The sequence below is a fragment of the Longispora urticae genome, from assembly GCF_053902585.1.
The window spans coordinates 202,214-215,829 of sequence record NZ_JAQZSH010000042.1; the positions used below are offsets into that span (position 1 = coordinate 202,214).

14 protein-coding genes and 1 pseudogene are annotated in these 13,616 nt (G+C 72.6%); 14 read left to right on the plus strand and 1 reads right to left on the minus strand.

The window, feature by feature from the left end:
- Positions 1-44 precede the first annotated feature (44 nt).
- The 11 genes and pseudogenes from PT931_RS30570 to PT931_RS30620 all read left to right on the plus strand — a co-directional run bounded on the left by PT931_RS30570 (position 45) and on the right by PT931_RS30620 (position 10,991).
- Positions 45-959 (plus strand): ABC transporter ATP-binding protein, encoded by a 915-nt coding sequence (locus PT931_RS30570; protein ID WP_456249183.1) that lies wholly within the window; start codon positions 45-47, stop codon positions 957-959.
- A complete protein-coding gene (locus PT931_RS30575; protein WP_456249184.1) occupies positions 956-1,693 on the plus strand; it encodes an ABC transporter permease in 738 nt (245 codons plus the stop codon). The genes PT931_RS30570 and PT931_RS30575 overlap by 4 nt, the downstream gene beginning before the upstream one ends.
- Before the next feature lie 9 nt (positions 1,694-1,702).
- A complete protein-coding gene (locus PT931_RS30580; RefSeq protein ID WP_456249185.1) occupies positions 1,703-2,857 on the plus strand; it encodes a sensor histidine kinase in 1,155 nt (384 codons plus the stop codon).
- Positions 2,854-3,459, plus strand: coding sequence for a response regulator (locus tag PT931_RS30585; protein ID WP_456249186.1), 606 nt, complete (start codon positions 2,854-2,856; stop codon positions 3,457-3,459). Before PT931_RS30580 ends, PT931_RS30585 begins: the two co-directional genes overlap by 4 nt.
- A 165-nt stretch (positions 3,460-3,624) precedes the next feature.
- Positions 3,625-4,452 carry a DUF1028 domain-containing protein gene (locus tag PT931_RS30590; RefSeq protein WP_456249187.1) on the plus strand — a complete coding sequence of 276 codons (828 nt, stop codon included), beginning with the start codon at positions 3,625-3,627 and terminating at the stop codon, positions 4,450-4,452.
- Between the two features lie 9 nt (positions 4,453-4,461).
- Positions 4,462-4,800: pseudogene (locus PT931_RS30595) on the plus strand (ArsR/SmtB family transcription factor); the annotation flags it as partial.
- 254 nt (positions 4,801-5,054) lie between these two features.
- Positions 5,055-5,996, plus strand: coding sequence for a cation diffusion facilitator family transporter (locus PT931_RS30600; protein ID WP_456249188.1), 942 nt, complete (start codon positions 5,055-5,057; stop codon positions 5,994-5,996).
- Between the two features lie 299 nt (positions 5,997-6,295).
- Positions 6,296-6,988, plus strand: a complete 693-nt coding sequence (locus PT931_RS30605) for an SOS response-associated peptidase (protein ID WP_456249189.1) — start codon at positions 6,296-6,298, stop codon at positions 6,986-6,988.
- Between the two features lie 216 nt (positions 6,989-7,204).
- Positions 7,205-7,855 (plus strand): HNH endonuclease family protein, encoded by a 651-nt coding sequence (locus tag PT931_RS30610; RefSeq protein WP_456249190.1) that lies wholly within the window; start codon positions 7,205-7,207, stop codon positions 7,853-7,855.
- Positions 7,856-8,077: 222 nt separating this feature from the next.
- Positions 8,078-9,169, plus strand: coding sequence for a hypothetical protein (locus tag PT931_RS30615; RefSeq protein WP_456249191.1), 1,092 nt, complete (start codon positions 8,078-8,080; stop codon positions 9,167-9,169).
- Positions 9,170-9,392: 223 nt separating this feature from the next.
- Complete coding sequence (locus tag PT931_RS30620; RefSeq protein WP_456249192.1) at positions 9,393-10,991, plus strand: long-chain fatty acid--CoA ligase; 1,599 nt, start codon at positions 9,393-9,395, stop codon at positions 10,989-10,991.
- 104 nt (positions 10,992-11,095) lie between these two features.
- On the opposite strand, the gene PT931_RS30625 is transcribed toward PT931_RS30620, so the two are convergent.
- Positions 11,096-11,563, minus strand: coding sequence for an NUDIX domain-containing protein (locus PT931_RS30625; RefSeq protein ID WP_456249193.1), 468 nt, complete (start codon positions 11,561-11,563; stop codon positions 11,096-11,098).
- 184 nt (positions 11,564-11,747) lie between these two features.
- Between PT931_RS30625 and PT931_RS30630 the strand changes: the two genes are divergently transcribed.
- From PT931_RS30630 to PT931_RS30640, 3 genes are all read left to right on the plus strand, one after another.
- A complete protein-coding gene (locus tag PT931_RS30630; protein ID WP_456249194.1) occupies positions 11,748-12,920 on the plus strand; it encodes a helix-turn-helix domain-containing protein in 1,173 nt (390 codons plus the stop codon).
- Between the two features lie 133 nt (positions 12,921-13,053).
- Positions 13,054-13,296 carry a hypothetical protein gene (locus tag PT931_RS30635; RefSeq protein ID WP_456249195.1) on the plus strand — a complete coding sequence of 81 codons (243 nt, stop codon included), beginning with the start codon at positions 13,054-13,056 and terminating at the stop codon, positions 13,294-13,296.
- Positions 13,297-13,319: 23 nt separating this feature from the next.
- The gene (locus tag PT931_RS30640; RefSeq protein WP_456249196.1) at positions 13,320-13,580 is read left to right on the plus strand and encodes a hypothetical protein; all 261 of its coding nucleotides are present in this window, start codon (positions 13,320-13,322) and stop codon (positions 13,578-13,580) included.
- Positions 13,581-13,616 lie beyond the last annotated feature (36 nt).

The following is a 13,616-nucleotide window of genomic DNA, read 5'->3' on the forward strand; positions in this document are numbered from 1 at the left end:
CGCGACCGAGGCCCACCCGCCCCACCCCCGGCAGAGTCATGGGCATGACAACGACAGCGACTGTCCAGGCCGGAACGGCCGTCAGTCTGACCGGACTGCACAAGCGCTACGGCGACCTCCGCGCCGTCGACGGCATCGACCTCACCATCGCCCCCGGCGAGGTCGTCGCCCTCCTGGGCCCGAACGGGGCCGGCAAGTCCACCACCGTCGACATGCTCCTCGGCCTGAGCCGGCCCGATGCGGGCGACGTCCGGATCTTCGGTAAGACGCCGCGCGAGGCGGTCCGGGCCGGCGTGATCGGCGCGATGCTCCAGAAGGACAACCTGCGGGCCAACGCCACGGTCCGCGAGACGATCGAGATCGTCGCCACCCTGCACGGCAAGCCCGAACGGGTCGCCCCGACGATGGCCACCGTCGGCATCACCGACATCGCGAAGCAGAAGTGCGGCAAGCTGTCCGGCGGGCAGAAGCAGCGGGTCCGGTTCGCGCTCGCGATGGTGAGCGACCCCGATCTGCTGGTACTGGACGAGCCGACGGTCGCCATGGACGTCGAGATCCGGCGGCAGTTCTGGCGGTCGATGCGGGAGTACACCGACGCGGGGCGCACGGTGCTGTTCGCCACCCACTACCTGGAGGAGGCGGAGGAGTACGCCGACCGGGTCGTCCTGCTCCGCGCCGGCCGGGTGATCGCCGACGGCACCGTGGCGCAGGTCCGGTCCGCCGCGTCCGGTCGTACCCTCCGGGCGGTCGTCCCCGACGCCACCGAGGCCCAGCTCGCGGCCCTGCCCGGGGTCACCTCGCTGGAACTCCGCGACGGCCGCGCGGTCCTGAGCTGCGCGGACTCCGACGCGACCGTCCGCGCCCTGCTGCACCGCCACCCCGAAGCCCACGACATCGAGATCACCGCTGTCAACCTCGAGGACGCGTTCCTCGCGCTCACCGGAGAGGACGCCCGATGAACCTCCGCTACCTGGCCATCGAGGCCCGCCTCGTACTCCGCAACAGCCGTTTCACGGTCTTCACGGTCGTGATGCCCTCGGTGCTGTTCCTCATCTACTGCGGCCTGTGGGCCAAGAACGGGGCCACCTACCCCGACGGCTCCCCGGTCGCCGCGTCCCTGATGGTCGCCATGGCCGGCTACGGTTCGATGGGCGCGGCCCTGTCCACCGGCGCGCAGATCGCCATGGAGCGCGGGATCGGCTGGCAGCGCCAACTGCGGCTCACCCCGATGTCGGGCGTGACCTACATGCTGACCAAGGGGCTGCTCGCCATGCTGATGGCGTTCCCGACCATCGCCCTGGTCTCGCTGCTCGGCGTCATCCAGGGCGTGGACCTCAGCGGCGGCCAGTGGGCCCGGCTGATCATCGGGCTGTGGCTCGCCGCCGCCCCGTTCGCGGTGCTCGGCATCATGATCGGCCAGTACGCCACGGTCGACAGCCTCCAGCCGATCGTCAGCGGCCTGATGATGGTGCTCGGCCTGCTGGGCGGCATGTGGATCCCGGCGCAGATCGTGCCCGACTGGATGCAGAACATCATGAAGATCACGCCGACGTACTGGCTCCGCGAGGTCGGCCAGGCCGCCTTCGCCCCGCACCCGGTGCTCGGCACGGCGGCGGCGGTCCTGGGCGGGTACGCCGTGCTGGCCGGTCTGCTGGCCGCCCGCCGGTACGTGACCGACTCGGCCCGCGTCTAGTCTCCCGATATGACGACTTCCACCCGCCCGGCGCCGGTACCCCCGGCGCCGGGCGCCGTGCGCGGCCCTCTCGGCCGCCGGGTCGGCATCGTGGTCACGGTGTTCTTCTCGCTGTTCCTGCTCTCGTTCGCGGTCGACATCCTCCGCGCCGACGACACCTCGACGACCGCGAAGGCCGTGCACCTCGCGATCCTCGCCGTCTACGGCCTGAGCTACGGCTTCGGCGTCCTCGCGCTGTGGAACGCGCCCCTGCCCCGCAAGCTCGCCCTGGTCGGCTGGCTGACCGTGCTGCTCGTCGCGCTGCTGGTCATCGGCGGGCTGGGCACGATGATGCTCGCGACGTACATCATCGGCCCGCTGTCCGTGATGCTGCCGTTCCGCTGGGCGGTCGGCCTGACCGGCGGTCTGATGGCGGGACTGCTGGCGGCGATGGTGGTCACCGGCCAGGAGGTGATGGGCGCGTGGCTGGGCCTGCTGGCCATCGCCGCCTCGGTGGGTCTGATGGGCCGGCTGATGACGGTCAACCGGGAGCTGCACACCGCCCGGCACGAGTTGGCCGCGATGGCCGTGAGCGAGGAACGGGCCCGGGTCGCCCGGGACCTGCACGACGTCCTCGGGCACAGCCTGACCACGATCACGGTGAAGGCGGGCCTGGCCCGGCGGATCCTGGAGTCCGACCCGACCGGCGTGGACCGGGCCGTCGCCGAGATCGCCGACCTGGAACGGCTGTCCCGACAGGCGCTGACGGAGGTCCGGGCGACGGTCTCCGGGTACCGGAAGGCCTCCCTGGCCGCCGAGCTCGCCGGCGCGAACGTGGCCCTCGCCGCCGCCGACATCGTGGCGGACCTGCCGCAGGCAGTGGACGACGTGCCGCCGGAGCTGCAGGAGTCCTTCGCGTACGTGGTCCGGGAAGGGGTCACCAACGTGTTGCGGCACTCGGGGGCGACCCGGTGTGAGATCCGGCTGGGGGCGACCTGGCTGGAGGTCCGCGACCACGGCCCGGCCGAGGCGGCCACCGACGGGACCGCGCGTCCGGCCGCCCTCCCCGGCAACGGCCTCACCGGCCTCCGCGAACGTCTGGCGGCCGTCGGCGGCACCCTCGACGCGGGCCCCGTGCCCGGCGGCGGTTTCATGATCAGGGCGTCCGTGGAGGAGAAGGCATGATCCGGGTACTGCTCGCCGACGACCAGGCGCTCGTCCGGGGCGCACTGGCCGCGATGCTCAGCCTGGAGGCGGACATCGAGATCGTCGCCCAGGTGGCCTCGGGCGACGAGGTGCTGCCCGCCGCCCGGGAGACCCTCCCCGACGTGGCGCTCCTCGACGTCCAGATGCCCGGCAAGGACGGTCTGACCGCCGCCGCCGAACTGCACCGCGCCCTGCCGGCGGTCCGGATCGTCATCTGCACGACGTTCGGCCGCCCCGGGTACCTCGCCCGGGCCATGGCCGCCGGGGCCGTCGGCTTCGTGGTGAAGGACGCGCCCCCGGAGCAGCTGGTCGACGCGGTCCGCCGGGTGCACGCCGGCCTCCGGGTCGTCGACCCCGCCCTCGCCGCCGAGTCCCTGGCCACGGGCGCGAGCCCGCTCACCCCGCGCGAACACGAGGTCCTCCTCGCCGCGGTGGCCGGCGGCACCGTCTCCGACCTGGCCCGGGCACTGCGCCTCTCGGAGGGCACGGTCCGCAACCACCTGTCCTCGGCGATCGGCAAGACGGGCGCCCGCACCTCCCCGGAGGCGGCCCGGATCGCCGAGGAACGCGGCTGGCTCTAACCCCCCCGATCAACTGCTTTCAGATGATTACGGTGAGCGGTCCCCGGCACCTGAAGGCACTGACCACGGCGTCGGCCCGGCGCGCCCGGCACCGTCCGACGGGTCGGTTCCGAAGCGCCGCTCGGGGGGTGGGCAGCCCCCTGAACGATCGGTAGGCTCCGGCCCATGACCTACTCCATCGTCGCCCGCTCGGCCGACGGATCCGCGCTCGGCGTGGCCGTGGCCAGCAAGTTCCTCGCCGTGGGCATGGCCGTCCCCGCCGCCGAGGCCGGGGTCGGCGCGCTGGCCACCCAGGCGTACGCGAACCTGGCGTACCGGCCCCAGGCCCTCGCGCTGCTCCGCACCGGGCTGACCGCCGCCGACGTCGTCGCGGGCCTGACCGCCGCCGACCAGGGCCGCGCGGACCGCCAGCTCGGGGTGGTGGCGCCGACGGGCGAGGGGGCCACGTACACCGGTGAGGGGTGTTTCGACTGGGCCGGCGGCCTGGCGGGGGACGGTTACGCGATCCAGGGCAACATCCTGACCGGCCCCGAGGTGGTCGCCGAGATGGAACGCTCCTGGCTGGGCAGCGCGGACCTGCCCTTCCCGGAGCGGCTGCTGCGCGCGCTGGCGGCGGGCGAGGCGGCCGGCGGGGACAGCCGGGGCCGGCAGAGCGCGGCGCTGTACGTCGTCTCCCCGGGCGGCGGCTACGGCGGCGGGAGCGACGTGGCCGTGGACCTGCGGGTGGACGACCACAAGGACCCGGTGGCCGAGCTGGCCCGCCTGTACGTGCTGCACGACCAGCTGTTCGGGCACGCCGACCCGGAGTCGCTGCTGCCCCTGGAGGGCGCGGTGGCCGAGGAGGTCACGGCGCGCCTGACCGCCCTCGGGTACGCCGTGGACCGCGGCCTGGACGCCGGACTCGCGGCCTGGGCGGGCTCGGCGAACATGGAGGAGCGCCTGGTGGAGGGCAGGATCGACCCGGTGGTCCTGGAGGTGCTCCGCGCGGGTTAGGGTCTGGTAATGGTTCAGCACATCCTGTATGGTTCAGGCGTGCTGACCGCTGAGACCCATCTCGACGCCATGACCCGGATCGGCCGGGCCCTCGCGGACGAGACCCGGTGCCGCATCCTCGTGGAGCTGGCCGCCGCGCCGGCCTACCCTAGCGAGCTGGCCGACCGGCTCGGCGAGTCCCGGTCGAAGATCAGTAACCACCTGTCCTGTCTGCGTGGTTGTGGCCTCGTCGTCGCGTCGTGGGAGGGCCGCAAGGTCCGCTACGAGATCGCCGACCCCCGGCTCACCCACGCGCTCGGCGACCTGCTCGGCGTCGTCCTCGCCGTGGAACCCCACCCCGAGGCCGACGGCCCGCCCCCCGACGGGGGAGAGGGACCTGCGCCCGGTGGGCGGGTGCCGGCGACGGAGGCACCCCCGCCGGCCGCGGACACCCGCCTGGCCCGGTCCGGAGTCAGCTCCGTGCCGCTGCCGCCCGTGGTCGGGCACCCGGCCGCCGACGACGCCCACCGGACCGAGCACGTCACGCCGCACCGCCGCCCCGGAACGCCCCTTCCCGTAGCCGCCGAGCCCGCCGGGCTCCACCCCGCAGACCAGGACGCCCGATGAGCCACGACCACTCCCACGGCCACGGCCATTCCCACTCGCACGGAGTCTCCGCCGACGCCGACCGCCGCTGGCTGACCATCGCCCTCGTCCTGATCACCGGCTTCATGGCCGTCGAGGTCGTCGTGGGCCTCCTCGCCCAGTCCCTGGCCCTGATCTCCGACGCCGCGCACATGCTCACCGACGCGGCCGCGATCGTCCTGGCGCTGATCGCGATGCGGCTCGCGGCCCGGCCGCCGCGCGGCGGGTACACCTTCGGGCTCAAGCGGGCGGAGATCCTCTCGGCGCAGGCCAACGGGCTGAGCCTGCTGCTGCTCGGCGCCTGGCTGGCGTACGAGTCGATCGAGCGCCTGATCGACCCGCCCGAGGTCAAGGGCGGGCTGATGCTGGTCACCGCGATGGCCGGCATCGTGGTCAACATCGCGGCGGCGTGGTGCCTGAGCAAGGCGAACCGGTCCAGCCTCAACGTCGAGGGCGCGTTCCAGCACGTCCTCAACGACCTGTTCGCCTTCGTCGCCACCGCCGTCGCCGGCCTGCTCGTGCTGCTCACCGGCTTCACCCGGGCCGACGGGATCGCCACCCTGATCGTGGTCGCCCTGATGGTGAAGGCCGGCGTGGGCCTGCTCCGCGAGTCCGGCCGGATCCTGCTGGAGGCCGCCCCGGCCGGCCTGGACCCGGAGGCGCTGGGCGCGGAGCTCGCCGCCGTCCGGGGGGTCGCCGAGGTGCACGACCTGCACGTCTGGCAGATCACCTCGGGGCAGCCGGCGCTGTCGGCGCACATCCTGGTCGACCGCGGCGGGGACTGCCACGCGGTGCAGGCCGAGATCGAGGTGCTGCTCCGCGAGGGCCACCACCTGGACCACACCACGCTCCAGGTGGACCACGCGGCGGCCGAGGGGCACTGCCTGGAACCCCACGGCCAGGTGTACCGGTCGGTCTGACGCCCGCCGGAACCACGCTGAGGGCACGCGTCAGCGCCCGCCCGCCGCGGGGAAGGCACGGGGCAGCGCCCGCCCGCCGCGCGGAGGGCACGGGGCAGCGCCCGCCCGCCGCGCGGAGGGCACGGGGCAGCGCCCGCCCGCCGCGCGGAGGGCACGCGCCAGCGCGCGGAGGCGCCCGCCGCCGGACGCAACCAGCCACCCGCCACCCGCTGCCACCCGCCACCCGCCACGCGCGCCAGACGCCCGCCGGCTCCGCCGTCCGGCGCCCGCCCGGGCCGGTCTTCGGGCAGGATGGGGGCATGTGCGGCAGGTACGTGTCCCGGCTCGCCCCCGAGGCGATCGTCGAGGAGTTCGGCGTCGACCGGGTCGCCGTGTCCGAGGTGCTGGAGCCCGACTTCAACGTGGCCCCCACCAAGCAGGTGTACGCGGTCCTCGACCGGATCCACGAGGACCACCCGGAGCGCCAGCTGCGCGCGGTCCGCTGGGGCCTGGTCCCGTCCTGGGCCAAGGACGTCAACATCGGCCGCAAGCTGATCAACGCCCGGCTGGAGTCGGCGGACGAGAAGCCGGCGTACCGCAAGGCCTGGGAGAAGCGCCGCGCGATCCTCCCGGCGGACGGCTTCTACGAGTGGACTCCGGAGAAGACCCCCTTCTACATGCACCGCCCCGACGACGGCGTCCTCGCCCTGGCGGCCCTCTACGAGCTGTGGCGCGACCCGGCCCTGCCGAAGGAGGACCCGGACGCGTGGCTGTGGTCGGCGGTCGTGCTGACCACGGTCGCCACCGACGAGGCGGGCAAGGTGCACGACCGCGCGCCGCTCGTGGTCCCCGCCGACGCGTACGACGCCTGGCTGTCCCCGGCCGGCCACGACTCCGACGCGCTGCGCGCCCTGCTGGTCCCGGCGACGAGCCTGGTGGTCGCGGACGAGGTGTCGCGCGAGGTGAACAACGTCCGCAACAACGGCCCGTCCCTGATCACCCGCGTCGCCTGACCCCGGAGCGGCCCCCTCTCACGCGCCGTCCCGCGCCACCCGCCATCCGACGACGTGGTCCGGTCCGCATCCCCGCTGCTCCCGGCGGACCCGTGCCGGCCTCGCGTCCCCGGATCCGCCGGAGTCCCAGCTGTCCGCCGCCGGTCGCCCACCGTTCCGCCGCCGTTCGGATCCCGTACGTTGTTGTCTATAGTGGACAAATAACACGATGCGTGCATGACGCGAACCCTCGCCCGCCTCGCCACCCTGCTCACCGCCGCCGTCGCCGGCACCCTGCTCGCCACCCCCGCCTGGGCCGACACCGTCTCCCAGCCGCTGCGCACCGCCGTCGCCGGCCTCCCGGTCGCCGCCGAGGTCCGCACCGGCTACAGCCGCGACCTGTTCCCGCACTGGGTGGACGCAGACAGCGACGGCTGCAACACCCGTTACGAGGTCCTCATCGCCGAGGCCACCACCACCCCCTCGGTCGGCTCGGGCTGCACCCTGTCCGGCGGCCGCTGGTACTCCTACTACGACGGCGCCTCCTGGACCAACCCCGCCGACCTGGACATCGACCACTTCGTACCGCTCGCGGAGGCCTGGGACTCCGGCGCGCGGAGCTGGACCACGGCGCGCCGCCAGCTGTTCGCCAACGACCTGGGCGACGTGCGCTCGCTGGTCGCGGTGACCGACAACGTCAACCAGGCCAAGGGCGACCAGGACCCGGCGACGTGGATGCCGCAGCTGGAGAAGTGCCGTTACGTCGGCGAGTGGGTCGCGACCAAGCTCCGCTGGCGGCTGACCGTCGACTCCGCCGAGAAGTCGGCCCTGACCACCCTGGCCAACGGCTGCTCGAACGTCACGATCACGGTCACCCGCGCCTTCTAGCCCACGGGCGACCCGCGCCACAACCCCGCGCCGCGCGCCACCCCGCCGCGCGGACGGTCCACGCCGATCCTGTGTGGACTGACCAGGTCAGTACCCGAAAAGGGGCCGTTCCGGATCTTCCGGGGCGGCCCCCCTGTAGCAAAGGCGACAGCGCGTTGTGACCTTGGCGTGACAGTGGGACCCTCCAGTCAACCATCGTCAGATGTCGATTGGATGAACTCCATGCGCGCTAGATCCTTGATAGTCGCCCTGCTGGTCGCGGTATGCGGCGCGGTGCTCGGGCCGGTCGCCCCGGCCCAGGCCGCCACCGCCGACCAGTGGGGTTTCGCCCTCGTCGACAACCCCACCGTCCCCCTCTTCACCACCCTCAACACCAGCCGCCAGTGGGGGACGTGGAAGACCGCGTTCCCGGCCAGCTGGGCGTCCGGTGGCAAGCTCGCGACGGGCCGGTTCCGGGTGAAGTTCCCGCACATCGGTACCCCCAAGGGCTTTGTGCACGTCACGCCCGTGAACCGGACCGGCAACTATTGCGAGATCGTGTTCTGGACCCCGTCGGGCACCGACGAGATCGTGGACGTGCAGTGCCACAAGCCGGGCGGCGCGGCCGACGACACCCCGTTCACCGTGATGTGGAGCGTCAGTTCCGGGGTGCTGCCGAGCAGCCAGCCGGGCAGCCACGCCTACCTGCGCTACGGCACCGCCGGCATCACCGACTCCTACAACTCCACCGGGCTCGGCGCGGCGGGCGGCCCGATCGGGGTCGGCCAGTACACGTTCAAGCTCTACGGCGTCGGCCTCGCCACGATGCTCTCCGGCAACCTCCAGGCCACGGCCATCCAGCCGAACGCGGCCCCGCGCCGGTGCAACATCTACAAGTGGAGCTCCTCGGGCACGGACATCCTGGCCACGGTGTACTGCTACAACCAGGCCGGCGCCCCGACGAACGCCGAGTTCACCCTGTCCTACCACCGGGAACGCACGGTCCTGGGTTCCTTCGCCCCGCCGAAGTACTTCGGCTACGTGTGGAGCGCCGGCAACGTCGGGCAGACGAACTTCAACTACCCGACCGCGCTGAACGCCAACACGATCGGCGCGACGATCCCGGTCGGCCGGTACATCGTGAAGTACCCGAACCTGGGCACGAAGGAGACCACCACCCAGCTCACGGCCAACAGCCCGACGTCCAACTACTGCAACCTGACGTCGGCGTGGAGCTACGCGGGCGTGGACGCCGTCGTGGACGTGATCTGTTTCGACAACGCCGGCAACCCCAAGGCGGAGCTGTTCCTGTCCACGTTCACGTCCCGGATCTGACCCGGGCCACAGGCTCCGGCTCCGGCCTGGCCACCGAAAGGCCGGAGCCGGGCCTGAATCCCGGTCGGAACCCAGGGCGCGGCCCCCGACCGACCTGGCCGACCTGAGTCCGACGCGGCCCCGGAGGTGCGATCCGGGGCCGCGTCCCGGCGGGTTACACCTTCCCCCAGTGTGACCTGAGACACCATACTGATGAGTAATCGTCGACCCTGGGGGTTCCGTTATGCGCAGTACGATGCAGGATGTCCCGCTCAACCTCTCCCGGCTCCTGGAGTACGGCGGCACCGTGCACGGCACCGCCCGCCTCCTCACCGCCGAGCCGGGCGGCTACCGGGAGTCCAGCTTCGCGCACGTCGCCGCGAACGCCGCCCGCCTCGCGCACGCCCTGGCCGAGCTCGGGATCGGCGAGGGCGACCGGGTGGCCACGTTCATGTGGAACAACCAGGAACACGTCGAGGCGTACTACGCGGTGCCCTGCATGGGCGCCGTCCTGCACCCGCTGAACATCCGGCTGCCCGCCGACCAGATCATCTACACCGCCCGGCACGCCGAGGACCGGGTCGTCATCGTCGACAACTCCCTGCTGCCCGGCTTCGTCAAGCTCCTCCCGCACCTGCCCGGCGTCGAGCACGTCATCGTCAACGGGGCGTTCGAGCAGCCCGAGGGCCAGAACTTCCACCTGTACTCGGAGCTGATCGGCGACCGCCCCGGCACGTACCCGTGGCCGGTGCTGGACGAGAACACCGCCGCCGCGATGTGCTACACCTCCGGCACCACCGGCGAACCCAAGGGCGTGGTCTACAGCCACCGCTCCATCTACCTGCACTCGATGGCCAGCGTCATGCCGGACGTGTTCGCCATCTCCTCCCGCGACCTGATCCTGGGCATCGTGCCCCAGTTCCACGTGCTGGCCTGGGGCCTGCCGTACTCGGCGTTCCTGGCCGGCGCGGGCCTCGCCATGCCGGACAGGTTCCTCACCCCGGAGCCGCTGGCCGCGTTCATCGCCGCCACCCGCCCGAACAAGGCCGGCGGCGTGCCGACCATCTGGCAGGGCCTGCTCCAGCACGTCGAGGCCACCGGCGGCGACCTGTCGTCCATCACCGAGGCGATCATCGGCGGCTCGGCCTGCCCGCCCAGCCTGATGGAGGCCTACGACCGGCACGGCGTGACCCTGCTGCACGCCTGGGGCATGACGGAGATGTCCCCGCTGGGCTCCCTGGCCCGCGCGCCGCTGGGCACCCCCGACGACCAGGTCATGGCCTACCGCCTCACCCAGGGCCGGTTCCACGCCGGCGTCGAGGCCCGCCTCCTCGGCCCGAACGGCGAGATCCTGCCCCACGACGGCGCCAGCGTCGGCGAACTCCTCGTCCGCGGCCCCTGGATCACCGCCGGCTACTACCGGGGCGAGGTGTTCCCCGACGGCTGGCTCCGCACCGGCGACGTCGGCCGGATCAGCCCCGACGGCTTCCTCACACTGACCGACCGCTCCAAGGACGTCATCAAGTCCGGCGGCGAGTGGATCTCCTCTGTGGAACTGGAGAACCACATCATGGCCCACCCGTCGGTCCTGGAGGCGGCCGTCGTCGGCGTCCCCGACGACAAGTGGGGCGAACGCCCGCTGGCGACGGTCGTGTTCCGCCAGGACGCGGCCGTGTCCTTCACGGAGCTGCACGCCTTCCTCGCCGAGCGCCTGCCGCGCTGGCAGCTCCCGGAGCGCTGGACCCTGCTCGAGGAGGTCCCGAAGACCTCGGTCGGCAAGTTCGACAAGAAGCAGATCCGCGCCCGCCACGCCTCCGGCGACCTGAAAATCGAAACCCTCTAACCCTTTTTCTGATTACGAGGTACCGCCCCCCACCTGACGTTGCCAGCCGCCATCGCCGGCCCCGCCGTCCCTCGAAGTAGCCGGGGCGGTGGTCGGCCGTGGCGTCAGTCGACATGGGGATAGCGGCCGGCCAGGTAGTGGCCGATCTGGCGGAGCATCGTCGGATGGATGTCGAGGATGTCGAGTTCGTCGGGTGCGAACCAGCCGACGTCGCTGGCCTCGTCGTTCGCGGCCGGTGCGCCACCGGTCGGCCGGGCCAGAAAGGTGACCTCATACTCCTGTCGGACCTCGCCGTCCGTGTAGGCGACGATGTGCCCGGGGTCGGAGTAGATGCCCAGCAGCCCGGTGATCTCGACCCGGACGCCGGTCTCCTCGTGTGTCTCCCGCACGGCACACGCACTCGGTGTCTCCCCGATCTCCTGTTTCCCCATCGGCAGCGCCCACTGCCCGGTGTCCCGTCGCCGCTGCAACAGGATCCGCCCGCCACCATCCACGGCGAGCACCCCGCACGCCTGCACCAGACTGTTGGCCGCCGGCGCCCCAGCCTCATTCCAATACTCGACCCGCCCCATCCCTCAATCTTCCCTGACTCCGCAGTCCTGCCTCGTGGCTCGCTCGCACCGCGATCGGCCGGCTCCACCTCGTCGCTCGCCGCCGCCGCCGGATTCGGAGCCCGGCTGAGGTGCGCGTCGAACCTAGGGAACGCGCCGGAATCGTGGGCTGTCGACCGGTGGGACGCGGACGTAGGCTCGGGGCATGGAGTTCCTCGGGCAGCGGATCCGGTACTGGCGTCGCGTGCGCGGCGGGATGACCCAGGAGGTCCTGGCGGGCCTGTCGGGCTGTTCGCAGTCCTACATCTCAAAGGTGGAGAAGGGCGTCAAGACGGTCGACCGCCGGGCGACCCTGGTCGCGATCGCGGGCGCGCTGGACATCACCGTCGCCCAGCTCCTCGACCAGCCGGGCGACCCCGCCGATCCGCGCAGGTCCCAGGCCGTCGCTGCGGTGCCGGCGATCCGGGTCGCGGTCGCCGAACTCCTGCACGGTGAGCGCCGGCCGGCGCGCCGCACACCCGAGGAGACCAGGGCCGCAGCCCGGCAGGTGATGGCGCTCCGGCAGGAGTGCGACTTCGGCGGATTCGCGCCACTGTTGCCCGACCTGCTGCACGATCTCGCGTGGACCGGACCGGCGGACCTCGCCGAGGGCGCCTACCTGACGTCCTCGCTGCTGCGTGCGATCGGATACCGGGACCTCGCCTGGCACGCCGCCGAGCTGTGCGTCCGGGCCGCCGAGAACTCGGGCGACCCCGCATGGGTCGGGGTCGCCCGGCACACCCTGGCACACGCCATGCCGATCGAGGCCCGCGCCTCCGCCACCCTCGCCGAGAACGCCGCCACCGCCCTCCAGGCCCACACCGCCGACCCGATGGCCCGTCGGGCCTACGGCATGCTGCACCTGTCCGCCGCGTTCCTGTCGACCGTCACGCACCGCCCCACGGACACGGCCGCACACCTCGCCGAGGCCGAACGCGAGGCCCGGACCCTGGGCGAACCGACCGGCCCCGGCACGCACTTCTCCTTCGGCCCGACGAACATCACCCTGTGGCGGATGGCGGTCGCGCTGGAGTCGGGCGAACCCGACCGGGCACTGGAACTCGCGGACCAGGTCCACCCCGGGGCACTACCGCACAAGGACCGGGCCTGCACCTACCACCTGGACCGTGGACGCGCGCTGGCCGCGACGGGTCGACGGGACCGGCAGGCGCTCGCCGCGTTCCTGGACGCCGAGCGGGCGGCCCCGCAGTTCTTCCGGTTGTCGACGGTCGCCCGCGACGAGGTGTCCGCGATGGTTCACCGGGCGCGCCGCAGGACCGTCGACTCCGATCTGCGCAGGGTCGCCTCCCGGCTGGGTGTCTATGACCTGGCGGAATAATCCTTCGCCCGACTTCTCGTAGTTTCTCCGTCACGGGCTGATTCCCAGGCCGTGTGGGTGCGGCGGGAGTCCGATCGAACTTCCCCGGTCTCGGACTCCTGCCGCCCCTCCCAGACGGAGGAGGGTCAGCGCGATGGGCGAGCACCACAGGTCACGCGGTCAGTTCTGGGATCGGCCGGCAGGGGAGCCGTCCCCCTTCGCGGCCCTGGTCAAGCTCCTCGCCGATCACATCCTGGCCGCGCACAGTCTCGGCGAGGGCGGCCTGTGCCTGTGCTGCCGCGTGCTGTGGCTCCGCCGGGAACGCTATCCGTGCGACGCGGCGACCACAGCCCTGCAAGCCATCGAGGCGACCCGCCCCCACCGGCGGGCCCGGTGACCGCCACGGGCCGGGCGAGGGTGGTGGAGCGGCCGTGTCCGTTTCGGGCGGCCGGGTTCCCGACGGTCAGCGTGGACGAGGCCGTCGAGACGGTCGCCCTCGGGCGGGGGACCTGGCGCGCCGAGTTCTGCCGGCGCTGCGGGGGCTGCCACGTGGCCCGGCGCACCGGCCACGCCACCCGGCCACGCGCCTCGCGGGCAACACTGGCCCTGCGCACCACCACGCTGCTGACCGTGCTCCTGGTCCTCGCGGCGCTCGCGCTGTCGGTGGCCGGGCGGCTCTGACGCCGCGTACCTGTCGAAGGGGTCTGGTGGGAAGTC

Excerpts from the sequence above, each read along its gene's own strand:
- PT931_RS30570 (WP_456249183.1), top strand. The coding sequence starts at position 45 with ATGACAACGACAGCGACTGTCCAGGCCGGAACGGCCGTCAGTCTGACC.
- PT931_RS30575 (WP_456249184.1), top strand. The coding sequence starts at position 956 with ATGAACCTCCGCTACCTGGCCATCGAGGCCCGCCTCGTACTCCGCAAC.
- PT931_RS30580 (WP_456249185.1), top strand. The coding sequence starts at position 1,703 with ATGACGACTTCCACCCGCCCGGCGCCGGTACCCCCGGCGCCGGGCGCC.
- PT931_RS30585 (WP_456249186.1), top strand. The coding sequence starts at position 2,854 with ATGATCCGGGTACTGCTCGCCGACGACCAGGCGCTCGTCCGGGGCGCA.
- PT931_RS30590 (WP_456249187.1), top strand. The coding sequence starts at position 3,625 with ATGACCTACTCCATCGTCGCCCGCTCGGCCGACGGATCCGCGCTCGGC.
- PT931_RS30600 (WP_456249188.1), top strand. The coding sequence starts at position 5,055 with ATGAGCCACGACCACTCCCACGGCCACGGCCATTCCCACTCGCACGGA.
- PT931_RS30605 (WP_456249189.1), top strand. The coding sequence starts at position 6,296 with ATGTGCGGCAGGTACGTGTCCCGGCTCGCCCCCGAGGCGATCGTCGAG.
- PT931_RS30610 (WP_456249190.1), top strand. The coding sequence starts at position 7,205 with ATGACGCGAACCCTCGCCCGCCTCGCCACCCTGCTCACCGCCGCCGTC.
- PT931_RS30615 (WP_456249191.1), top strand. The coding sequence starts at position 8,078 with ATGCGCGCTAGATCCTTGATAGTCGCCCTGCTGGTCGCGGTATGCGGC.
- PT931_RS30620 (WP_456249192.1), top strand. The coding sequence starts at position 9,393 with ATGCGCAGTACGATGCAGGATGTCCCGCTCAACCTCTCCCGGCTCCTG.
- PT931_RS30625 (WP_456249193.1), bottom strand. The coding sequence starts at position 11,563 with ATGGGGCGGGTCGAGTATTGGAATGAGGCTGGGGCGCCGGCGGCCAAC.
- PT931_RS30630 (WP_456249194.1), top strand. The coding sequence starts at position 11,748 with ATGGAGTTCCTCGGGCAGCGGATCCGGTACTGGCGTCGCGTGCGCGGC.
- PT931_RS30635 (WP_456249195.1), top strand. The coding sequence starts at position 13,054 with ATGGGCGAGCACCACAGGTCACGCGGTCAGTTCTGGGATCGGCCGGCA.